The sequence below is a fragment of the Actinoplanes sp. NPDC023936 genome, from assembly GCF_040639325.1.
GTDB lineage: Bacteria > Actinomycetota > Actinomycetes > Mycobacteriales > Micromonosporaceae > Actinoplanes.
In genome coordinates this window covers 142806-164311 of sequence record NZ_JBEZZR010000005.1, presented here as the reverse complement: position 1 = coordinate 164311, position 21506 = coordinate 142806, and the positions used below count along the sequence as shown (strand labels likewise).

General features: G+C 69.0%; 31 protein-coding genes. 29 read left to right on the top strand and 2 right to left on the bottom strand.

Annotated elements, in window-relative coordinates; genetic code table 11:
• The first annotated feature begins 131 nt into the window (after nt 1-131).
• From AB0F72_RS09160 to AB0F72_RS09070, 19 genes are all read left to right on the top strand, one after another.
• Nucleotides 132-320 carry a DUF397 domain-containing protein gene (locus tag AB0F72_RS09160; protein ID WP_360427728.1) on the top strand — a complete coding sequence of 63 codons (189 nt, stop codon included), beginning with the start codon at nt 132-134 and terminating at the stop codon, nt 318-320.
• Nucleotides 321-727: 407 nt separating this feature from the next.
• Nucleotides 728-1681, top strand: a complete 954-nt coding sequence (locus AB0F72_RS09155; RefSeq protein WP_360427725.1) for a hypothetical protein — start codon at nt 728-730, stop codon at nt 1679-1681.
• 79 nt (nt 1682-1760) lie between these two features.
• Nucleotides 1761-2030, top strand: coding sequence for a hypothetical protein (locus AB0F72_RS09150; RefSeq protein ID WP_360427722.1), 270 nt, complete (start codon nt 1761-1763; stop codon nt 2028-2030).
• Nucleotides 2030-2266: a hypothetical protein gene (locus AB0F72_RS09145; RefSeq protein ID WP_360427719.1), complete on the top strand. Its 237-nt coding sequence runs from the start codon at nt 2030-2032 to the stop codon at nt 2264-2266. The genes AB0F72_RS09150 and AB0F72_RS09145 overlap by 1 nt, the downstream gene beginning before the upstream one ends.
• Before the next feature lie 196 nt (nt 2267-2462).
• Entirely contained in the window at nt 2463-2735 is a 273-nt protein-coding gene (locus tag AB0F72_RS09140; RefSeq protein WP_360427717.1) for a hypothetical protein, read from the top strand.
• Nucleotides 2736-2842: 107 nt separating this feature from the next.
• A complete protein-coding gene (locus AB0F72_RS09135; RefSeq protein ID WP_360427714.1) occupies nt 2843-3469 on the top strand; it encodes an HIRAN domain-containing protein in 627 nt (208 codons plus the stop codon).
• 26 nt (nt 3470-3495) lie between these two features.
• Nucleotides 3496-4020, top strand: coding sequence for a hypothetical protein (locus AB0F72_RS09130; protein WP_360427711.1), 525 nt, complete (start codon nt 3496-3498; stop codon nt 4018-4020).
• Nucleotides 4020-5549 carry a phage terminase large subunit gene (gene terL, locus AB0F72_RS09125; protein WP_360427707.1) on the top strand — a complete coding sequence of 510 codons (1530 nt, stop codon included), beginning with the start codon at nt 4020-4022 and terminating at the stop codon, nt 5547-5549. The genes AB0F72_RS09130 and terL overlap by 1 nt, the downstream gene beginning before the upstream one ends.
• Before the next feature lie 18 nt (nt 5550-5567).
• Complete coding sequence (locus AB0F72_RS09120; protein WP_360427704.1) at nt 5568-7643, top strand: DUF935 family protein; 2076 nt, start codon at nt 5568-5570, stop codon at nt 7641-7643.
• Nucleotides 7644-7685: 42 nt separating this feature from the next.
• Entirely contained in the window at nt 7686-9008 is a 1323-nt protein-coding gene (locus AB0F72_RS09115; RefSeq protein ID WP_360427701.1) for a head maturation protease, ClpP-related, read from the top strand.
• Entirely contained in the window at nt 9008-9367 is a 360-nt protein-coding gene (locus AB0F72_RS09110) for a hypothetical protein (RefSeq protein ID WP_360427697.1), read from the top strand. The genes AB0F72_RS09115 and AB0F72_RS09110 overlap by 1 nt, the downstream gene beginning before the upstream one ends.
• Nucleotides 9368-9482: 115 nt before the next feature.
• On the top strand, nt 9483-10424 hold the full coding sequence (locus AB0F72_RS09105; RefSeq protein ID WP_360427694.1) for a hypothetical protein: 942 nt from the start codon (nt 9483-9485) through the stop codon (nt 10422-10424).
• Complete coding sequence (locus AB0F72_RS09100; protein ID WP_360427691.1) at nt 10424-10975, top strand: hypothetical protein; 552 nt, start codon at nt 10424-10426, stop codon at nt 10973-10975. The genes AB0F72_RS09105 and AB0F72_RS09100 overlap by 1 nt, the downstream gene beginning before the upstream one ends.
• A gap of 61 nt (nt 10976-11036) precedes the next feature.
• Nucleotides 11037-11654: a hypothetical protein gene (locus tag AB0F72_RS09095; RefSeq protein ID WP_360427688.1), complete on the top strand. Its 618-nt coding sequence runs from the start codon at nt 11037-11039 to the stop codon at nt 11652-11654.
• Nucleotides 11647-11871, top strand: coding sequence for a hypothetical protein (locus tag AB0F72_RS09090; protein WP_360427685.1), 225 nt, complete (start codon nt 11647-11649; stop codon nt 11869-11871). Before AB0F72_RS09095 ends, AB0F72_RS09090 begins: the two co-directional genes overlap by 8 nt.
• On the top strand, nt 11864-12250 hold the full coding sequence (locus AB0F72_RS09085) for a hypothetical protein (RefSeq protein ID WP_360427682.1): 387 nt from the start codon (nt 11864-11866) through the stop codon (nt 12248-12250). Before AB0F72_RS09090 ends, AB0F72_RS09085 begins: the two co-directional genes overlap by 8 nt.
• The gene (locus tag AB0F72_RS09080) at nt 12250-12747 is read left to right on the top strand and encodes a hypothetical protein (protein ID WP_360427679.1); all 498 of its coding nucleotides are present in this window, start codon (nt 12250-12252) and stop codon (nt 12745-12747) included. The genes AB0F72_RS09085 and AB0F72_RS09080 overlap by 1 nt, the downstream gene beginning before the upstream one ends.
• Before the next feature lie 3 nt (nt 12748-12750).
• Nucleotides 12751-13494: a hypothetical protein gene (locus AB0F72_RS09075; protein ID WP_360427676.1), complete on the top strand. Its 744-nt coding sequence runs from the start codon at nt 12751-12753 to the stop codon at nt 13492-13494.
• 257 nt (nt 13495-13751) lie between these two features.
• Nucleotides 13752-14075, top strand: a complete 324-nt coding sequence (locus AB0F72_RS09070) for a hypothetical protein (RefSeq protein ID WP_360427673.1) — start codon at nt 13752-13754, stop codon at nt 14073-14075.
• A gap of 138 nt (nt 14076-14213) precedes the next feature.
• Here the strand turns inward: AB0F72_RS09070 and AB0F72_RS09065 are convergent, their stop codons facing one another.
• Nucleotides 14214-14465 carry a hypothetical protein gene (locus AB0F72_RS09065; RefSeq protein WP_360427670.1) on the bottom strand — a complete coding sequence of 84 codons (252 nt, stop codon included), beginning with the start codon at nt 14463-14465 and terminating at the stop codon, nt 14214-14216.
• Between the two features lie 49 nt (nt 14466-14514).
• Here AB0F72_RS09065 and AB0F72_RS09060 point away from each other — a divergent pair, with 49 nt between their 5' ends.
• From AB0F72_RS09060 to AB0F72_RS09035, 6 genes are read left to right on the top strand one after another with little or no spacing between them, the layout of a single operon-like run.
• Nucleotides 14515-17112 (top strand): N,N-dimethylformamidase beta subunit family domain-containing protein, encoded by a 2598-nt coding sequence (locus AB0F72_RS09060; RefSeq protein WP_360427666.1) that lies wholly within the window; start codon nt 14515-14517, stop codon nt 17110-17112.
• A 10-nt stretch (nt 17113-17122) separates the two neighbouring features.
• Nucleotides 17123-17872 carry a hypothetical protein gene (locus AB0F72_RS09055; protein WP_360427663.1) on the top strand — a complete coding sequence of 250 codons (750 nt, stop codon included), beginning with the start codon at nt 17123-17125 and terminating at the stop codon, nt 17870-17872.
• 13 nt (nt 17873-17885) lie between these two features.
• Nucleotides 17886-18203 (top strand): hypothetical protein, encoded by a 318-nt coding sequence (locus AB0F72_RS09050; protein WP_360427659.1) that lies wholly within the window; start codon nt 17886-17888, stop codon nt 18201-18203.
• Complete coding sequence (locus tag AB0F72_RS09045) at nt 18203-18706, top strand: hypothetical protein (RefSeq protein ID WP_360427656.1); 504 nt, start codon at nt 18203-18205, stop codon at nt 18704-18706. Before AB0F72_RS09050 ends, AB0F72_RS09045 begins: the two co-directional genes overlap by 1 nt.
• Nucleotides 18706-19131, top strand: a complete 426-nt coding sequence (locus AB0F72_RS09040; protein WP_360427653.1) for a hypothetical protein — start codon at nt 18706-18708, stop codon at nt 19129-19131. The genes AB0F72_RS09045 and AB0F72_RS09040 overlap by 1 nt, the downstream gene beginning before the upstream one ends.
• A 9-nt stretch (nt 19132-19140) precedes the next feature.
• A complete protein-coding gene (locus tag AB0F72_RS09035) occupies nt 19141-19548 on the top strand; it encodes a hypothetical protein (RefSeq protein WP_360427650.1) in 408 nt (135 codons plus the stop codon).
• A gap of 1 nt (nt 19549) precedes the next feature.
• On the opposite strand, the gene AB0F72_RS09030 is transcribed toward AB0F72_RS09035, so the two are convergent.
• Complete coding sequence (locus AB0F72_RS09030) at nt 19550-19768, bottom strand: hypothetical protein (RefSeq protein ID WP_360427648.1); 219 nt, start codon at nt 19766-19768, stop codon at nt 19550-19552.
• A 140-nt stretch (nt 19769-19908) separates the two neighbouring features.
• On the opposite strand from AB0F72_RS09030, the gene AB0F72_RS09025 reads away from it, so the two are divergent.
• From AB0F72_RS09025 to AB0F72_RS09010, 4 genes are read left to right on the top strand one after another with little or no spacing between them, the layout of a single operon-like run.
• Nucleotides 19909-20490: a hypothetical protein gene (locus AB0F72_RS09025; RefSeq protein WP_360427645.1), complete on the top strand. Its 582-nt coding sequence runs from the start codon at nt 19909-19911 to the stop codon at nt 20488-20490.
• A gap of 31 nt (nt 20491-20521) precedes the next feature.
• Nucleotides 20522-20839 (top strand): hypothetical protein, encoded by a 318-nt coding sequence (locus AB0F72_RS09020; RefSeq protein ID WP_360427642.1) that lies wholly within the window; start codon nt 20522-20524, stop codon nt 20837-20839.
• Nucleotides 20832-21296, top strand: coding sequence for a hypothetical protein (locus AB0F72_RS09015; protein ID WP_360427640.1), 465 nt, complete (start codon nt 20832-20834; stop codon nt 21294-21296). The genes AB0F72_RS09020 and AB0F72_RS09015 overlap by 8 nt, the downstream gene beginning before the upstream one ends.
• Nucleotides 21297-21346: 50 nt before the next feature.
• Nucleotides 21347-21490 carry a hypothetical protein gene (locus tag AB0F72_RS09010; protein WP_360427637.1) on the top strand — a complete coding sequence of 48 codons (144 nt, stop codon included), beginning with the start codon at nt 21347-21349 and terminating at the stop codon, nt 21488-21490.
• Nucleotides 21491-21506 lie beyond the last annotated feature (16 nt).

Here is a 21506-nt window from a genome sequence, read left to right as displayed (position 1 = left end):
TGTCCACCCACGGCCGGGCGCCCTCGCGCTTTGAGGGCAGCCGCGTCCTGTCACCGGCCCCAAAGCCGCGCCAAAGCCGTCACCCCATCGGACGGCAGCGCCGCCAGGCCGCTACATGGCACACTGCGCCCGTGACCACTGAACCCGCCTGGCGTAAGTCCAGCCGCTGCGGCACCTCCACCTGCATCGAGGTCGCGAAAGTCGACGGGCACTACCTGATCCGCGACTCCAAGAACCCGGATGTGGCACCGCTCCAGTTCAACGAGGCAGAGTGGACGGCGTTCTGCGCTGGCATTACCGCCGGAGAGTTCCGCTTCTGAGGAGGGCAGCACGCGTGTCAGGGATTCTCGACCGGATCGACAACTCGATTGCTGGCGGCATCTGCCCGTGCGGCGCTGAGCCCCGCGACGGATCCCCGTACTGCTCGGCCGACTGCGAACCCACCCACGTCGGCCCGCACACCGGCGCCTGCGCCATGCGGTGGCAGCCCACCACGATTGCCCGCACCCGGATCTCACCGGGCGACGTTGAGGCAATCCGGGCTGCCTTCGTAAACCTGAACCGCGGCCCGCAGCAGCGCCAGCGACCGCCCAGGCGACTCGGCCCCTGAAACGGGAACGGCACCGGAGGGCAATTCCGGTGCCGCGCATCCCGACGAAGAACCAACCAGCCAACACGTGATCCACCGGCACGGTACCCGAACCTGCGACCGGAACGGATCACCCCGATGTGCGACTGCTCCTGCCACGGAAACCTCTACGCCGCGTGCGATCAGCCCGGCGGCTGCGGCACCAACCACACCGGCAACAGCCGCGACTGTGTGCTCTGCGCCCTGTTCCGCCCAGACAGCGAACCACGGCTGCCGCACCGGCCACCGGTCTGCGACGGCGACCGCACCCTGCTCGACCGGATCCTGATCGACGTCGCCAACCTGCACGCCGACCTCGTCAACCCCGAACCGGCCATCGTTGACCAGCGCACCTACCAGCGCACCGGCATCGAATACGGCAAGAACGGCCAGCGCCGCCCAGTCAACCTCGGCACCGCCTGGGCCGACCCGACCGCCCCGCTGGGTGGTGTCGCCCCCATCAACTCCCGCAGCCGGCAGCCCTCCGTCGCAGGATCCAAAGAGCGGCCAATCCCCATCAACGCCGCCGCCCACGACCTGAAAACGCGGCTGCGGCCCCGCAACCAAGCCGAACCGTTCCGCGGCGACCCCGACGACCAGATCGGCCGGCTGCCCGCCGCCGTCATCCTTGCCGAATGGGTGCGCGACATCCGCGACACGCTCTACGTGGGCCAGCACCTGCCGAAGCCGGGCGTCGACGACCTGGTGCTGTGGCTGCGAACCCGCATCGAAGACATCTGCGACCGGCATCCCGCCATCGTTGACATGGCCACCGAACTGCGGGACCTGCGCGGCGCACTGCGTGCCGCCGCCGGGCAGGCCGAACCGCGACCCGAGCCGTGCATCGGGGTCCCGTGCCGCCGCTGCGACCTGCTCACCCTGTTCAAGCAGCCCGGCGGTGACGTCGAATGCGTCAACCCCGACTGCCAGGCCGTCCTTCGCGCAGAGGAATACGCGGAGTGGACGAAGGCCCTCGCCCCGGACGCGCCGATCCGACACGCCAACAAGGTGGCCCGCTCGTACCCCGCTGACGTGCCCGCGCGTGGTATATAAGAAGCGCACGTCCGCTTTAGCCTGCACGAAAATGAAGCCCCGGCCACCCAGTGGTTCGGGGCTTCAACCGTTTCCGGAGGTGACCGTGCCCGCCGGACTCGACGCCCACCTGTCCCGGCAAGACGCCGCCCACGCCGCCCAAGTCGACCCGCACGTCATCTCCCTGTGGGCATCGCAGGGCTGGCGCGACCCCGCCACCGGGGAACGCCGCCGCCTCGACGTGGTTCACCGGGACTGGCGCGGCCGGCCCTACTACCGGTACGGCGACGTCGTGGCCGCGGAAGCCGCCACCCGGCAGAACAAGCGCGGCAGGCCCCGCACCCGGCCGCCGGTCACCCAAGCCGCCTGATGCGTCGCAAGGTGTGGATCCACCGTGGCGCCACCATCGTCTGTGCGCTGCTCGCCATTCCCGCCGTGCTGTGGTGGTCCGACAGCGTGCTGTTCGTGATCCTGCTCAGCCTCACCACACAGGCCTGGACCAGTTGGGGTAGCGCCGAAGCCGCCGATGACCGCGAGCTCAGCACCCGCCTCGACCGCATCGAACAACTCCTGCGGCAGCGAGGTGACGATGACCCACCCAGCTGATGCGGACGAGATGCCGTTTTCGCTGGACTGGCTGGCGGGTGCCGCAGGACGCATCCGGGCCGTAGGCGTGTGCCGCGACGGGCACCTGGTCGTGAACGGAAACTCCCATTGGGCTCCGCGCGCCCTGTCCCGAGATTTGCGGGCCCTGATCTGCCGGCTCGTCGAAGACCACACCGGCCCCGCCTAGGAGGCCACCGTGCGCACCTGGATCCGCGCCTTTCTCGGCATCACCAACCTGGAGGACATCATGGCCACCGCCGCAGAGCAGCTCACCGAACTGAAGGACGCGTTCACGGACTTCCGGGACGACGTCAACGCCAAGCTCGACCAGCTCGCCGCCGCCCAGGGCAACCTCAACCCGGAAGCCCAGACCGTGTTCGACGAGCTGAAGCAGGCCGTCGCGGACGCGGACGCGCAGGTCGGCGACGCCGACGGCTCCGAGACCCCGACCGAGCCCGTCGAGAGCTGACCGGCCGCTGAGACGTGGCCCGCGGCACCCCAACCCGCGGGCCACCACAGCCAAAATGCACGAATGGCTGGTCGACAGGGGGCACGCGCGCTTGGGAACCTTGCGCGATGGGCTTGATCGATCGAATCCTTGGCCGCCCCAACGCAGTGCCGGACAACGAGCCATCGCAGCAGGCAGCCGCAGAACCGGCCGAGCCGCCGCAAAGTTCCTACGTCCCCAAAGACGACCCCAACAGGTTCATTCACCCGAGCGGGCGTCCGCCTCTGCACCTGGTGCCCTACCGCGACATGATGCGTGAAGATGTTCTGCGGCTCTGTGAAGACAGCACCGGACTCCTCGTCAGTCCGAGCGACCAGCGGCTACCGAAGATCGGCATCTTCGTGTCGCAGCTTCGCGGCGAGGCGTACCACCAGGACGCCTGCAGAACTGGCGACTTCCGACCCGGCAGCACCGTCGTGCTTCGCCGCGAGCCTGACAACGAGTACGACAAGAACGCCGTCGCTGTATATGACCACACCGGGCGGCACCTTGCTGCCTACGTGAACAAGCAAAAAGCTCGCATGCTCGCGAAGCTGTTGGACTCCGGTCAGCCCATTACTGCGATCTCACTTAGAGGGACCGGGCCCGGCGTGCCATGCGAACAGGTCGCCGTCCTCGCTGGCGCACCCGATGTGGTTGCCCAACTGCTGGAGCCCCGACCCAACCACTTGCCACCGCCCGTTCAGCCTCGCTGACGACACAGCTGGGGCGGTGAATTAGCGTGCCGCCTCGCATCCCCGACGACAAGCGCGCTGCGATCCTCGCCGACATTCAGGCCGGGCAACTCGGCAACCGGGAGATAGCACGGGCGCACGGCGTCTCCCCGTCCACCGTTACGAAGCTTGCCAAAGATGCGGGTGCGAACAGCGCCTTTGAACGTTCGCAGACAGAAAAAGCCACCAAGGCCGCCGCCGAGGATGCCGCTGTTGAGCGGGCGGAGACGATCCGCAAACTCCACCGGCTTGGTGTGCGCGCCCTCGAAAAGCTGGAAGGCAGCATCGACGAACTGACGCCGATGCAGCTTGTCACCGTCATGGGTGTCTCGTTTGACAAAGAGAACGCCATGGCGAAGGTCGTTGAAGCCGACGACGAAACCCGGCGTGAAGCCGCCGCCCGGCACGCCCAGCAGTTGGCTGCCGCGCTGCGGCTGGCCGCGCACCGCCTCAAACTCACCCCCGAGCAGGAGGAGGCGCTGGCACCCGCACTGCGGGACGCGGTCACCGCGCTCACCGGTGAGGCGTCCTGATGGTGCTGTTCGCCTCCCACGACCTTGACGTGTGGGAGCCGGCGCTCGAAGCGATCAAACCCCGGCAGCGGCGCCGGTGGGCGTCGCCGCTGGACATGGCTGCCGCGCTGGACAAGACGATCGTTCGCACGCCTGCCCTGAATCTCATCAACGACGCGCTGGTGCATCTTGCGGAGGGCCGCGAAGACCGGTTAATGATTTCGATGCCGCCGCAGGAGGCGAAGTCATCCACGGTGGCGTACCGGTTCCCGACCTGGCTGCTCGCGGACCTCGACCCCGACCAGCGGATCATCATCATCAGCTACAGCGACGATGTTGCCCGCCGCTGGGGTGCCGATATCAAACGCGACTTCGAAACGTTCGACGGCACCGACGATGCCATCGACCTCGGGGTGCGGCTGCGCGCGGATTCACGGGCGGCGGGCCGCTGGCAGGTTGAAGGCGCTCGCGGCGGGGTGTTCGCATCCGGCGTGGCGGGCAGCGTTACCGGCCGCCCAGCGGACCTGATCCTGATCGACGACCCGATCAAGGATCTTGAGCAGGCGCAGTCCGCCATCTACCGGGAACGCTTTCAGCGGTTCTGGCAGGGTGTCGCCGTTCCTCGCCTCGGCCCCGGCGCGAAGGTGTGCTTGATCCAAACCCGCTGGCATGAAGAGGACGCCGCCGGCTGGCTGCTGCAACACGAAGGTGACCGGGCCAAGGGTGGGCGCTGGAAAGTCATCAACATCCCCGCGCAGTGTGAGGACGAGGACACCGACCCGCTGGGTCGCTGCAAAGGCGAGTACATGATCTCGGCGCGCGGCAACCGCGACTGGGATGCCGTGAAGAAGTCGGTCGGCTCGTATGTGTGGGCCGCGCTGTACCAAGGTCGGCCGGCGCCGGCCGAAGGCGGCCTGTTCAAGCGAATCCACTGGCGGTACCACACCATCGTCGGCAGCCGGATCCATCTCGGTGGACGCGAGTTCGACCTGCGGGACTGCTGGCGGTTCGCCACCGTCGACCTGGCCGCCTCGACACGGACAAGCGCCGACTACACGGTCATTGCCGCATGGGCGCGCACCATCTCCGGCGATCTTGTCCTGCTCGACCTGGTCCGGGCGCGGATCGGCGAGGAGCAGCACTTCGCGCAGGCTCGCCCGCTGGTGCAGCGCTGGAACCTGGACACCGTTTTCATTGAGGCCTCCCAGTACGGCACCACGCTAGTCCGGGAAGCCACCAACGATCACGTCCCGATCTCCCCGATTCAGGCGGAGCAGGACAAGTTCAGCCGTGCCCTGCCGTACAGCGCCTGGGTGTCGTCCGGGCGGGTGTGGCTGCCGTCCGGTAACCCGCACTGGCTCACCGACTTCCTCAACGAACACGCCTCATTCCCGGCTGCCGCCCACGACGACACCATCGACGTCGGGTCGCTTGCGGTCAGGGTCGCCGTCACCCAATGGCAGCCGTCGCCGGCAGCACCACGGCGCGCCCAGGCTGAGCCCAGCCCGTTCGGGGCTCCGGCCGCAGACCTGGCTTCGGCGCCGATGTAGCCAGGGACGGGGGCCGCAATGACCGCCCCCACCAGCACGCGCGGCTATGTCGACCCGTACCGGCTCGGCAACGACTCGTACGCCAGCCTGTACCTGGACGTGCTTGAGCACGTGCCGGATCTGTCGTTCCCGATGAGCGTGCCGGTGTATTCGAAGATGCGCCGCGACCCGAAACTCAGCTCGATCACGCAGGGCTGGGTCCTGAACCTGCTGCGCGCCCAGTGGCAGCTCGACCCGGCGGGCTGCCGCCCGGAGGTTGTCGCTGCGGTCGCTGACGGTCTCGGCCTGCCGATCAAAGGCACGGACGACAAGCCTGGCGCGGCGCGGCTGCGCGGGGTGTCGTGGGGTGACCATCTGCGTGCGGTGTTCCGGATGGTCCCGTTCGGGTTTTCGGCGTTCGAGTTGGAAGCGGAGATCGCCGACGGGCGGGCGCGGCTCGCCGGGCTGTGGGAGCGCCCGCAGTGGACGATCTCCCACATTCACACCGACGGGAAGACCGGGCTGCTGACCGGCGCCACCCAAGACCAGGCCGCCGACCTGAAGTCGCCGCAGATGCCGGCGAAGAACCTGGCCTGGTATGCACGGGACCGTGAGGGTTCGAACTGGGCGGGCACGTCGCTGCTTCGCCCTTCGTACGCTTCCTGGTTGATCAAGGAGGAGGTTCGGCGGGCGTTCGCGGTCGCCAACGTCCGCTGGTCCGCTGGTGTCCCCGTCCTCGAAGCGCTGCCGGGCACCAACCCGACGCAAGCGCAGATGGGTGAGGCCGCTGAGGTGGCGCAGGCCGCCCGTGCCGGTATTTCCGCCGGTGCTGCGACCCCGCCCGGCTTCGTCATGAAAATCCTCGGGATCACGGGGTCGCTGCCGCCGACACAAGAGTTCCTGCGCTGGCTCGACCAGCAGTGCGCCTCCTCGGCGCTCATGAACGCGTTCGAGCTCGGCGAGACACCGAACGGGTCGCGTGCCCTCGGGTCCGTGTTCGTGGACGCCCTGCTGCTCGCCCTTGAAGCCGAAGCCGAATTCGTGGCGGATGTCGCCACACGGCAGATCGCCGCCCGGATCGTCGACTGGAACTGGGGCGAGGGCGAACCAGTCCCCCGCGTCGTTGTGTCCGGAGTGGGGTCGCGGCGGGAAGTCACCGCCGACGCGTTGAAACTGCTGCTTGACTCCGGGGGGCTCGCGGCGGATCCCGCCCTCGAAGCGTGGATCCGCCGCGAGTGGCGGCTCCCGGAACGCGACGGCATGGCGCAGCCGAAGGCGACCGCACCCGGCGTGGACCTGCCCGAGCGGCCGGCCGAACTGCCTGCTGGACGTAAGCCGCGCGGCCGGCAGCGGCGCACCCCCGGTCAGATGGCGCTGTTCAATGCCGCCGACCCGGAACCTGACCATGCGGCGATTCAAGAGCAGTGGGAGCAGGCGAAAGCCGATCTGCTCAACGGCTGGCGCAAGACTGCGAAGCCCATGGTTGACGAACTCGCAGACCAGGCCGAGGAGGCCGCTGCCTCTGGTGATCTGGCCCAGTTCGCCAGCCTGGCCGTGTCCGCAGGGGTCATCGCCACTCTCTCGCTGCCGCTCGGCGACAAGGGCAGCAAGGTAGCCAAACAGGCCGCCGCACAGGTGATCGCCGAAGCCGCCGCCCAGGACGTCGACATCGACGCACCTGACGAGCCCGGTGCAGAGAGGGCGCGGCAGACCGCGGACGTGGTTGCATCGCTGATCGCATCCGGGTACGCGGCCGGAGCGAAACGGGCCGCACTGCTGAACGCCGGCGCTAACCCGGCAGAGGTTCGCGATGCCGTCCGTTCGCATCTCGACGAGCTCGCCGACAGCAGCAATGGGCTCGTCGGCGACCACATCGGTGGCCTGCTGTCCGCCGCGCAGAACGCAGGCCGGATCGCTGTGCTCGAACAGACTCCGGCCCGCCGGTACCGGGCGGTAGAGGTCAACGACACGAACCGGTGCGAGGCCTGCGCCGACGTGGACGGCACCGAGTTCCCCACCCTCGCCAAGGCCGTCGCCGCGTACCCGATCGCCGGTTTCGGCGAATGTGCGGGCGGCATGCGCTGCCGTGGTTTCCTCTTCCCCCTGTTCATGTAACTTCGCCACCGCACCGGTGGCCTCCCCTTGAAGGAGGTGCCGGTGCGCGCAAAAACAGCCCGGCCCATGGCGCGTGCCACCGACCAGCCGTGGTATCGGATCCATGCTGCCGCGGGTTCCCGCAAGGCAGAGATTCACATCCTCGATGAGATCGGCTTCTTCGGGGTGTCCGCCACGGACTTCGTCCGCGAGGTCAAAGCGCTGGACGTCGACCAGCTTGACGTTCACATCGCCTCGCCCGGCGGGGACGTGTTCGACGCCATCGCCATCTTCCAGGCGCTGCGGAACCATCCCGCTGCCATCACCACGTATGTGGACAGTCTCGCTGCGTCCGCCGCCTCGTTCATCGCCCTCGCCGGTGACAAGCGGGTCGTCGCGCCGTACGGCTCGCTGATGATCCACGACGCGTGGGGGATGGCGGTCGGGAACGCCGCCGACATGACGAAGATGGCCGCCGAACTGGAGAAGGTGTCGGCGACTCTCGCCCAGATTTACGCCGACCGGTCCGGCGGCAAGCCGGAGGCGTGGCGGGACTTGATGCGTGACGAAACCTGGTTCAACGCCGCCGAGGCGGTTGAGGCCGGGCTGATGCATCAGGTGCAGGAGGACGCCGCCAAGAGCGCACCGGAGGCGAAGAACCGCTGGGACCTGTCGGTGTTCGCGTATGCGGGCCGGGAGAACGCTCCGGCCCCTCGGATCGCCGCCCTGGCCCGCACTGCCGAACCGGCCGCCGAGTCAGGGCCTGACGCTGACGCCGAGCCGGAAACCGTGCCGACTGACACCACCGCCCTGCCGGATGTTCCGGCAACTGATCTCCCGGCCGCCGAGCCGGAGCCCAACACCGAACCGGAAGAGGAGGACCCTGTGTCCACCGATCTGAGCGAAATCCGCTCGCGGCTCGGCCTCGACGATGCCGCCGACGAGACCGCGATCGTCGCGGCCCTGGAAGCGCTGCAGGCGAAGGCCGACATCCCCGTCACCGACCCGGCCGTGGAAGCGGAGGTAGAGGCGGCGAAGGCCGAGAACGCCGACCTGCGCACCGAGGTCGAGAAGCTCGGCGCGATGGTCGAGAAGATGTCGGCGAAGCTCGCCGACACCGAGGCCGACGCTGCGGCGAAGACCAAGGCCGCCGTCCTCGATGAGGCGCAGCGGCTCGGAAAGTTCAAGGTCGCCGACCGCGCCGACTGGGAGCGCGACTACGACGACGCCCCGGCGGTCACCGCCCGACTGCTGGCCCGGATTAAGCCGGGTGCGGAAGTGCCGGTCGCCCTGACGGGGCACGCCGGCGGCCCGGAACCGACCACGACAGGCGGCTTCGACGAGACCGAGTACGAGCGCCTCTTCGGCGAGAAGGCGGGTGCCTGATGCCTGACTACGCCCCGCTGTACATGCCCGGCGACGCCATCACCGGCGTCACCTCCGGCGCCGTCACCGGCGGCCGCCAGCTGATGGTGTCCGGCAACGGCACCGTCGCCCACGCCGCCGCCGACTCGAACGCGGTCGTCGGCACCGCCGCCCACGACGCCGGATCCGGCACCAACATCACCTACCACGGGCGCGGCCAGGTCCACATCTCCGTCGCCGCCGGTGCGATCACCGCCGCCGCGCGGGTGAACGCCGCCGCGAACGGCACCGTCGCCTCCGCGGCGGCCGGGCTCGGCAACATCGGCATCGCCATGACCACCGCCGCCGACGGCGCACTGGTCACCTGGATGGAGTGCTGACGCACCCCGCCCCACCCCGCACCTGAACAGGCCCCACCTTCCATCACGACCTCTCCCCGGCGCCCTGCGTGCGGGGTTTTTTCATGCCCGACGCAGGGCGAAAGGGGACAGGCTGATGCCTCTCCAGACCTATCCGCCGGCCCCGGCAACTCTGTCGGGTGACCTGCTCACCATCAACCGGCTCCTCGCCAACCCGGCGCTGATCGAACGCCGGCTGAAGGCGCTCGATGACATCGGTTTCATCGCCGATGAGCTGCTGCCCGCCCGGTTCCGCACGTCGGGTGGTGCCGTCCAGTACGAGATCAACGACCAGCCGCTGTTCACCAACCGCAGTGTCACCGCCGTCGGGCCGGGCTCCGAGTACCCGCGTGCCCTTCCCCAGTCCGGGACGGCTGCGCTCGCCGCTGTCTCCAAGTGGGGTCAGGCGACCGAGCTCACCGACGAGCGCATCAAGCGGGCCATCCCGATGGGTAACGCCGTCGACTGGGCGCTGCGAATCCTGTCGAACACCGTCACCCAGAAGATCGACCGGCTGGCGATCGCTGCGTTCGCGTCGGCGGTCACCGACGCCCTGGCGGCGTCCGACTGGACCGGCGTCACCCCGAAGATCCTCCTCGACATCGAGAAGGCGAAGGCCAGGATCGCCGGCCGGGAGATGGGCTACCGCGCAGACACGATCCTGATCACCGACGCGAAGTACGCCTACCTCGCAAGCGACGACAAGATCGCCACTCTGCGGCGCAGGGAGACCACCGACAACCCGGTGTACGGCGGGGTCATTGAAACCATCGCGGGCCTCAAGGTGCTGAAGACCCCGCTCGCGAACATGCCCGGCGGCGCCGATGTTCCGTTCGTGTTCGACAGCCGCGCCGTTGGCGGGATGGCGGACGAGGACAACCTTGACCCCGGCTACGCCACCGGCGAGAACGGCATCCAGGTGCAGACCCGGCGGGTGCCGGAACGCGACGTGTGGCACATGTGGGGGCGGCGTATCACCGTCCCGGTCATCACCGACCCGCTCGCGGGTGTGCAGCTGACCGGCACCGGGACCGCCTGATGAGCCAGTATCAGGTGATCGCCGAGTGCGCACACGTACCCGTCACCGACCATTCGGGGGTGAAGGCCACGCACCTGCTGTACAAGGGTGCGTTCCTGCCCGACGGGGTGGATGCGGAGCGACTGAAGTTCCTCATCGACGGCGGGTTCGTTGCCGACACCGACGAGGCGCCGATCGCCCCGAACGCTGCGGTCGAGCAGGACCCGGCACGCGGTCTGGACTCGGTGACGACCGAGGTGCTTGCGGGCGAGAAGCCCGAGGAGCCCCGCCGGGACCCAGCCCTTCAAGCCGGCGAGCGGGTCGCCGAGGTCGTCACTGCGGAGGGCGCTGTCGATAAGGCCGCGGAGTCGCCGCGTACCGCATCGGATGCGTCGGCGGTTGAGGCGAAGCGTGCCGCCGCACGGGCAAGGCTGCCCGAGGGCGGTGCGGAGCCGGACGGCCGGGCCAGCAAGGACGTGTGGGTCGAGTACCTCGCGGCCAAGGGCTACGACTACGACGAGCTCGTAAAGCAGGAGAAGCCGGACCTGCAGAAGCTCGCGAAGCAGTCCTGACCGACTGGGCCGGTCGTTTCGGGGTGGGCGGCCGGCCCTCATCTTCGCTTCGGAGGTGACCGTGGCAGGCAGCACCGACCGGCTCACGCAGATCCACGCCGGTATCGAAGCCCGCGCGACCAACCTGCTCAACGCTGCGTTCGCTGGCGCACCGCACCCGCTGAGCCGCATTACGTCGGCGTTCACGGGCGGCCGTCATCGCGCGGTCGGTGTGGCGACGGTGCGCCCGGACGGGCAGGCCCCCCATCTGATGCATGAGGCGGATGAGGCACCCGGCTGGATCTGGGTCGGGCGGCTGGATGCCACCAGCTGTTCCGGCTGCTGGGCGATGCACGGTACCCGGCATGCTTTGCGTGATCCGGGCTGGCCCGGCTGCCCTGGGTGTAACTGCGTGCGACTGCCGATGTGGCGGACCCGCACCGCCGGTGGGATCCCGGACGCCGAAGCCCGGTTCGCCGACCTGCCGCACGCCGACCAGCTGCGCATCATGGGGCCCGCCCGACTCGACCTCCTTCGGTCAGGCCGGATCGGCTGGGCTGACCTGGTGGCACGGAACGACGGCCCCGGCCGCAGTCGCTCGTACGGTCCGGCACCACTGGCCTCGCTGTGGCAGCGCGGCAAATTCGCGAACGCGGCCGGGTCGGATGCGTTTCAGCGCGGAAGGAATATCCGTGTCTAACCAGTACAGAGACCGGCTCCTCGGCATCGGAATCATCTCCCGCCGGTCCGGCAGCACCGTCCGCGAGGGCCGCCAGCACCCGGAGACCGGGGTGCCGTGGAAGGCCACGACGGACGAGTCGGGCACGGTGACGCACGTCGAACACAACACGTCCAATGATCGCGTGGATGCGATCGTCCGACCCGAAACGATCCGTTGGAAGGCTCCCCGTGAGTAAGAAGGATGAGCTCGCGGAGGCGCGAGCACAGGTTGCCCGGCTCGAAGCCGACCGTGTGATCGGCGACCAGGACGGGCATTTCCCGTACCGGGCTGTGGATGCCATTCGGGCCGGTGCGCCAGCCGAACGCGTGGCTGCCGCCGAGCGCGTGGTGCTCGCCGACGAGGAACGGCGCCGGAACCCGTCCGAGGCGACGGAGCGCGCCTACCTGGAGGCCGTGTTCGAGGCCCGCCGGATCTCGTCGGAGGCCCGGCCGGTTCCGCCCACCCACGAAGAGCACGGCGTGGACGCCGACGGGTTCCGGGTGCTGCGCCGTATCCGCGACGGCGCACTGACCGCCACCCAGCCGACCACTAGCGCAGAGGGTGGTGAGCGGTAATGGCGATCACCGCGTCCGGCCTGTACGTGGACACGTTCGTCCGGCAGCTGCGCCAGCAGGCGTGGACTGGCACCGGCGGTCTCGATCACACCCTCGCCACCTGGAAGGTGGCCCTGTACAGCGACAGTCTCACGCCTAACTTCTCAGCCACGTCCCCGTCGTATTCGGCGACCAACGAGGTCACCGGCACGAACTGGCCTGCGGGCGGCGTGCTGCTGTCGGCCGCTGCCGCTGGCGGCACGTCTGTAGTGCCAACCCTGGCGGAGGGCACGACGGGTTCGGTGCGCTACGACTGGACGAACGACCTGGTAGTGGCGGGTGTGACGCTAACCGGTGCGATGGCGATGCAGCTGTACGCGGACCCGATCACCGCCCCGTACGCGGATCCGCTGATCGCGCTGTTCGATTTCATCACTGCGGTCAGCCCCAACAACGGGAACCTGTCCGTGGTTCCGCAGGCGACTGGCCTGTACGAGCTCGACGTGACGCCGGCGTAGCCGATGCCCGCCTGGATCAACCGGACTGCGGGCACCTCGGCAAGGACTGCTGGCGTCGCCGACGCAACGATCAGCTTCACCCCGGCTACGGCGGGCAGTCTGCTGGTGGTCGTGTCGGGCGGCCCGATCGTGCAGTCGTGGCCGGGCGCGTGGACGGAGCGCCTGCAGCCGGTCAACAACACCGAGCTGAGCGTGGCGACCAGGACGGCAACGGCTGGCGAGTCGTCAGTGGTGGTGACCCGCTCGAACGGCAACTACCCGCTGGCCTGGGTGGTCTACGAGTTCCCTAGCGGAAGCTCCTGGGGTGTCGGCACGTCAGCGGCCGGCACGACTACCGCGCCCACCCTGTCGGGAATCACGGTCGGCCAGTCGGTGTTCGCGGCGATCTCCGGTGTGGTCGCGAACAACGACACCACCCCGGCCCACAACACGACGTGGACGACCCCCGCCGTTGAGGATGTGGATGCGACGGTGCCGGGTGACACGGTCACCGACGGCGCGTACATGACCCTCGCCTACGTCGACGCGTACGGCTCCACCACGCTGACTCCGGCGGGCACGTTCGGGGCGAGCTCGTCCCGTGAGTGGGCGGTCTGGTCGATCACCGTTCCGGCCGGCGACACCACCCCGCCGTCGGTACCGACCGGGCTGCAAGTCACGGCTGTCGGTGCGACCACCGTCGACCTGTCGTGGACGGCTTCGACGGGCGAGCCGACCGGCTACGAGATTGAGGTCACCGGGCCATGACCACTGAGCAGCGCGTTCACATTTACGGCGGCCCGTGGCGGCTGACCCCAGCGCAACGGCGACGAGCAGCGAAGAAGGACCGTCGAGCGAAACAGCGCCCGGTCGCTTACGTGCATATCGGCGGCGACAGGTGGGCCTTTCTCGACGGCCGCTATCCCGGAAGCTGATCAGCGGGAGGGCGGCCCGTGGCGACCGGCTACGAGATCGAGGTCACCGGACCGTAGCCCGCACCATCTTCGTCAAGCAAGGAGAACAGCATGAAGCCGTCCATCGGCCGCATCGTGCACTACAAGCTCAACGCCGCCGACGCCGACGCGATCAACCGGTGCCGCGCCGACTTCGCCGAGAAGCGAGCATCCGAGGGCGCCGGGAGCACGGGCTTCCAAGCGCATGTCGGCAACTCGGCCGAAGCGGGCCAGGTATTCCCGGCGACGATCGTGCGCGTCTTTGATTCGGAGGGTGGCACCTCAAATCTGCAGGTGACCCTCGACGGCAACGACACCTACTGGGCCACGTCGCGCCGCAACGGCGACGACGAGGGCACCTGGGCCTGGCCGCCTCGCGTCTGGCTGACCGGCTGAACCGGAGGGCGGGCGGCTCGTGGCGACCTGGACTGTTCCGGTAGGCAACGTCACCAGCACACAGGTCACCGGGCTGACGCCGGGTGGCTCGTACACGATTCGGATCCGGGCGCGCGATGCCGCTGGCAACTGGTCCGCCTACTCGGCCACGGTCGCGTTTACCGCAGCGGTGGCGCCGGCGACGGTGGCTGCCACGGCGTCGATTCCGACGCCGACGGTGTCCACCACCGGGAACGCCACCCGCAGCCCGGCCACCGTCACAGCCGTCGCATCGATTCCGGCACCGACTGTCCGGGCCGGGGCATCCCGCAGCCCGGTGACGGTCGCCGCAGTGGCGTCGATCCCCACCCCGACGGCAGGCCAGTCGCGGACGCTCTCGACGGCGAGCACTTCTATCCAGGCGACCGGTCTGACCGCGTCGTCCAGCTACACGGTGCGGGTGCGGTCGCTGGATGCGGCAGGCAACCGGTCGGCGTGGAGCAACCCGGTTGGGTTCACGACCACGGGTTCAGGCAGCGTCTCCCCCGCCACAGTGCAGGCGGTCGCCAGCATCCCGTCCCCCGCTGTCGGCGGTGTCCCGCCCACGGTCGGCGCAGGCCTGGCGCGTCCGGTGATCGCCGGTCAGGGTGTGCTCCTCGACGTCCCGGCTACCGCACCGTCCGGGCAGACAATCTCGGGCTGGTCGTGGCAGATCATCTCCGGCGTAGGGTCGCTGACGAACGAGAACACGAGCACGCCGACGTACACGGCACCTGCCGGTTCGGGCACAGCAACAATCCGGGCCACCGTGTCGGCGACACACGGCGGGTCGGCGACCGCCGATGTGGTGGTGGCGTACGGGCCGACGATCGTGGCGGCCGAAAACCTGCTGCCCGGAACCGCTCGCGCGACCTGGGATCTCACCTCGCCGAACCTGGGCGGGCACCCGGATTTGCAAGGCTTCTGCGACGGCCTGTCGGTCAACGTCGGCGAGACCGCCAACTTCAAGATCGGCTCGGTCAGCGCGGCCTGGTCGGCGGAGGTGTTCCGGCTCGGCTGGTACAACGGCGACGGCGCACGGTCGTACGGCACGGTAACCCCGACGTCCGGCCAGCTCGCCGCGAGCCAGGCTCAGCCGGCCCCGGCGGACGTGGACCCCAGCACGACGCTGATCTCCGCTGACTGCACGGCGTGGGCGACCACGCTGACCTGGACTCCCCCCGCGTGGGTGCCGAGCGGCATCTTCGTCCTGAAGCTCACCCGTGCTGGCGGCGGCGTCTCGCACGTGACGTTCATCGTCCGCGACGACGCTAGGTCTGCGGACCTGATGTTGATGCCGAGCGATTCGACCTGGTTGGCGTACAACGCGTGGGGCGGGCTCGGCAGCGGCCAGTACGCAGGCAACAGCTTGTATACGGGCACGCTGGTCGATCAGTACAACTCCGACTGCGCGCGGTTTGTCAGCTGGAACCGGCCGACGGTCAACCGGGGTGCCGCAGATGCTGGGCGCAGCTACGGGCAGGTGCGCTGGTCGAACCTGTTCACCAGCGAATACCCGATGATCCGCTTCTTGGAGCGGAACGGGCACGACGTCAAGTACTACGGCTGCATCGACGCGAGCGGAGACGCTACCGGCCTGCACCTGCGCGGCAACGGCAGCACGCACGGCGGGGCTTCGGTGGCTGTCGCGGTCGGGCACAACGAGTACTGGAGCGATCACATGCGCTCCGGGTGGGAAGCCGCGCGTGACGCCGGCGTCTCGCTGTTTTTCAGCAGCGGCAACGACGTGTTCTGGCGGACCGTCGGCACAGTGCCGGACAGCCAGGGCAGGCCGCGCGTGCAGGAATGCCAGAAGTCGACCATTCAAGGGCGTGGCAGCACGCGACCGGAGTGGACCGGTGCGTGGCGTGACCCGGACGGCGCGGGCAAGGGCGGCAACGCGCCCGAGAACACGCTTTTGGGCACCATTTTTGTCGTGAACGGCCCGAACTTTAAGAGCCTGGTCGCACCGGTCGCGGGCGGGTACACGTCGCAGCCGTTCTGGCGGCACACCTCGGTGGCCGAACTGTCCAGCGGTTCGTGGAGCAGCCCCGCTGAGGTGCTCGGATTTGAGTGGAACTGCTGGGGTCCGCTCGGCGTGAGCACCACGGCGGCCAACTTCATGGCACCCGCTCACCCGCGCGCCCGGTACTGCAGCGACGTGACCTACTCGGTGGCGTTCGGGCAGTTGTTGGTCGATGCGGGCGATGTCTACGACCAGTCCGGGACGGCAACACATCGGCTGGTCGTGTATCCCGGCGGCGCAGGTGGCCTGGTCTTCAGTGCGGGAACGGTCAATTACGCGCTCGCGCTCGACGACAGCAACACGTGGCAGGTCGGCAGCAACAACGTCAGCCAGCCGTTGCAGCAGGCCACCATCAACCTTCTCACCGACATGGGCGCGCCACCCAGCACGCTCATGGCCGGCCTGGTCGAACCCGAGCCGGTGGACTGGTTCGACGACGTCACCCCAGGCACCGTCCAGGCGACCGCCTCCATCCCCACGCCGACGGTCACGGCTGCGCAGTCGGCCACGGCAACACCCGGCACGGTTGCCGCGGTTGCCGCGGTCCCCGCACCCACCGTCCAGGCCGGGGCCAGCGCCACCCGCTCCCCCGCCACGGTGGGTGCCGTCGCAGCAATCCCGGCCCCAGCGGTCACGGCCGGAGCCACGGTCACGCCGGCGACCGTCGCGGCGAGCGCCAGCATCCCGACCCCGGCAGTGCAAGCGGCGGGCAACGCCACCGTCCAGCCGGCGACGGTCACGGCCACCGCAGCGATCCCCGTTCCGGCAGTCTCCACCGCCACGGTCGTCACGCTGACCACCGTGCACGGGGTTGTCGCCATCGCCACCCCGGCAGTGAGTGGGCAAGCGGACGCCACCGCCGCACCGGGCACTGTCCATGCGGTCGCGACGATCCCCGGTGTCACCGTCCGCACCGGGCTGCTCGTGATCCCCGGACGGCTGCGAACCGGCTCGGCCCGCGCCAACCTCGCCACCGGACGGACCACCCCGTAGAGGAGGTGCCGTGACCGATGTAGGCCTCTCCGACCTCGGGGTCGGCGACATCGACGTCCCCTACCTAGACGTGTCCCCCGCTGCCGGCGACACCGCTGGCACCGCGACCCTGCACCGGCCGGACGGCACCTCGGCCCCGCTCGCCGTCACCGCCGGAGTGGTGTCCACCGACCCGGTCACGGGCGTGGCCAGCCGCCGCCTCACCAGCGAGCCGATCACGTTCACTCAGGCCGGCAAGTGGGTGCTGTCCTGGACGGCCACCGGCACCGGGGCGGGTGCCGAGGACGCCGTCTTCTGGGTCACCCCCCGACCGGCAGCGGGCGGGCCCACCTGGACGCCCGGCCTGTCGCGGGTGGCCGCGTACATTCCGCGGCTCACCGTCGACCAGACCACGCCGGGCAGCGCCACCGAACGCGGCACGTTCGACGACCACACCAACCCGACCGGCCAGGTGGCCCAACGCCACATCGACGATGCGGTTGCCGAGGTCGCCGCGCTGGCCGGAACCGTGCCGGACGCCCTGCACGCCCTGGCGTCGGCAATCGCCGCACGGCGTGCTGCGGCGTCGATCCTCCGCGCCTACGGCGACGACCGCAGCGGCCAGAACGCTCTCGCGTTCGCTGCTGCCCTGGATGCCCGCGCCGACACCGACCTGACTCGGCTACAGACCGAGATCGCCGAAGACGAAGAGCCGTACGGCATCGACGTTGCACCTGCCTACTCATTCCCTCCGGCCGTGCCGTGGGGCGACTACATCTAACTCGGGAGGCCTCGTGGCTGACTACTCCGGTGAGGCGCCCACCAGCGCCGGCACCGTCCTCACCCAGCGCACCGGCACCGCGAGCGCCGACACCGTCCCGGCTGGTGCGCTGATCATCGCCCGGAACACGGGGGCGGGCTCGCACACGATGACGTTCACCGTCGGCGCCACCTTCGACGGTCTCGCCGTGAGCCCCCGCGTCGTCACGATCGCGGCAGGTGCGGCGGCGGCTATCCGGGTGCCGGTGACCTACGCGGATGCCAACAACCGGGTCGCTGTAGCGATCAACGGGACCGCATCCGAGGTGCTTTATCACGTGGTGGGTGCCTGATGCGACCGAACGCCGAGTACACCGCGCTCACCGTGATCCTGGGCCCGAACGGGGTCCGCGCCTACAACCCCGGCGACGACGTGCACGCGTCCGCCGTCGAGAACCTCGGACTCGTGGTTGGCCGGGACGTGCTGCCCGCGAACGTCCACGTCATCCCCCGCCCGGCCGGGAACGCCAAACGCGCCGACTGGGAGTCGTACTGGCTGGGGCAGGGCGTCGACCAGGCGGAGATCGACGACATGACCCGCGACCAGATGGCCACCCGCGAGCCCGTCTTCGAGGTCGCCGAGCCGGTCGACGGAGTGCAGGACGTCGCGAACCCCGGCCCGGACACGGTCGCCGAGCAGGCCACCGAACAGACCAACACGCCGGAGCCGCCCGGCTCGGACGCGAAGAAAGCCGACTGGGTGGCGTACGCGATCGGCCGGGGCATGGACGAGCAGACCGCCAAAGATTCCACCGTCGCGCAGTTGCAGGCGTTCAACTACGACCACCTGCCCTGATGGCCGCGTTCCGTTGGAACCAGCGGGAGCTGGATCGGCTGCTGAACTCGCAGAACGGTCCGGTCGGCCGCGACCTGGACGCTAAGGCGCGGCGGGCCCAGGAGGCGCAGAAGGAGCGTGCCCCGGTCTCGCCGGACGGATCGCACGGCCGCCCGGCCGGCTACATGCGGGACAGCATCACCCGGCGGCACGGCCGCGACAGTGAAGGCCAGTTCGTGGATGTCGGCCCGACGGCGGAGACCCCGGACGGGCACCCTTATCCGCTCGACGTGGAATTTGGCACTAGGCCGCACACCATCGAATCCAAGGGCGACTACCCGCTGCGCGACGAGCACGGGAACGTTTTCGGGAAGACCGTGAACCATCCGGGCACGGAAGCCCAACCCTTTATTCGGCCGTCAATCGAGGCCATCCGCGACCAGTAGGAGGCCGCGGTGCCCGTCTTCGTCGACGCCGAGCAGATTGCCCGCACGTGGACGAACTCCCGATCCGACACTCTCGTCGGCGTCGGCAACCCGCTCGAAAAGGGTGCGTTCCTGAACCCGCCGCACGGCGACTACACCGCCTACGCCGAAATCCAGCTGACCGGCGGCTCGCCTGCCCTGTCGGCGGAGAACCCGGACCAGCGGGCGTCGCTGTCGTGGCTGGTCTACGGGCGCACCCGGCAAGCCGCCTCCGACGCTGCAGTGGCCCTGGCGAACGAGCTCGAAGACCTCGATGGGCGCGACGGGCCGGGCGGTTCGCTGCTGGTCGCCGACAACGTGACCGCACCGCTGTACACCCCGGACGGACCGGTCGCCCGATACCTGGTTTCAGCCGACCTGTTCCTGCGGGCGGTGTAACTCAGGCAAGCCAGCGGCCCTCTGTAATCGCGGCGGTGAGCTGATCCCGAACCTTGGCCGCCTCGGCTGGCGTGAACACCATTTCGACGTCCCGTTTCAGGTCTTCGGACCATGCGGCGATCCGGATCTGGTCGTCGTCATTAACGGCAACGTCAACTTCGACCGTATCGCCGCTGATTGTGGCCACAGCTCCGTCGCCTGCACTTCCCCAGAAGCTCACCTGCCCAGCGTAGCGGGGCCAACTTCGCACGTCTTCGCACTACTTCGCACCCGAACTTCGCACTTCACGGCCGCCTGGCGTAGCGCCCGGCGGCTTTTTCTTTCCCCGCATCCGGGCGCAGCGCCCAGGAAAGGACCCCCATGGCAACCTTTGTGGTTCCGAAAAACGCGTTGTCGTTCGGCGCGGGAACGCTGCTGTATAGCGCCCTGGGCGGCAGCCTCCCCGTTCACACCGTCGCGGGCGGCATCTTCACCGACGCATGGCCGGGCAACTGGAACATGCTCGGCGTCACCCGCGAAGGCCACGACTTCTCGGTGGAAATCAACACCGAGGAGGTGGAGGTCGCCGAATACCTGGAAGCCATCGCGAATGTGACGACGTCCCGTTCGGTGGGCATGGAATTCGAGCTGCTGCAGATCCACGCCACGAACATGCGGCGCGTGTTCAACGGCGGCACCCTGACCACGTCGGGTTCCGGGGCGACGCTGCGGACCACCTTCAAATTGCCGCAGCCGGGCCAGGAGATTCGCTGCATGATCGGCTGGGAGTCGACGGACCAGACCGAACGAATCATCGCGCAGCAGGCATACCAGATCGGCTCCATTACGACCCCCCGGCGCAAGGGTGCCGAAAACGCGGGCCTCCCAGTCAACTTCAAGTTCGAACCCGATTCTGCGGGCGACCCGTATGCGCACGAGTTTGCTGGGCCGACCCGTGGCTGACGTGGACACCATGCCCCCGACGGGTGAACAGATGCGGGACCGCTACGGCCAGCCCGAGAAACTCACCCGCGCCGAGGTCGCGCGGATCCTGCGCACGCAAAACCGCCGCGACGAGGTGCATCCCTACAACTGCGCCGGCTTCCGCTACCCGACACTGGAGGGCGCGTACGCCTTCGCCGACCTCAACCGGGCCAACCACGGGCATTTCGTGTACGGCCCGTACGAGACCACCGGCGGCATCGTCAACATTGTCGACTTCCGGCCTTCCCTACACGCCGACCACCCGGACTGGGAAGCCACCGACCCGGCACTGCCCGACGACTGGACACCGGAGGTGAACCGTGGCTGACGCCATCCACGAACTGCAAGCCGAAGTCGCCGGCATCGAACTCGTCGACGACAACCGCATCGAATTCCTCGGCCAGCATTTCCGGCTCCGCGACAAAATCGGCAAGATGCCGCTGCTGCGGTTCGCGGCAATGGCCGACAACGGCGACGAGACCGGCGGCATGAAAACCCTCGCCGCGATGTACAAGCTGCTGAAGATGTGCATCGTCGAGGAGGACTGGGAGCGGTTCGGGGACCACGCCGACGAGACCGCCGCCGACGAAGACGACCTGCTCGAAGTGGTCGGCAAGGCGATCGAGAAGGTGACGGCGCGCCCTACCCGGCGGCCCGCCGTCTCCTCGGCTGGGCCGCCGTCAACCTCGGCGAGCTCGAAGGTGCCCTCGACCTTGCGGCTGGTGGGTGGTCACGGCGACGGCCTGGAGCCGGCGGAGCAGATGATGGCCCGCTTGGCGGGCTGAGCCCGCGCCGTCTGTGCAACATCGTCTACGCCTACCTCAAGCAGCAGCGCTTGCAGTCGCTGATCATGGCGGACGGCAAAGACCGGATGCAGGCGCTGGCCGACTTCGACGACCACCTGCACTCACCGCTCGGCGGCAGCAGCGTCGACCTGGATGAGCGGTTGAACCGGGAGTTCATGCGGCCCGCCGACTGACCCAGGGGGTGAGCCG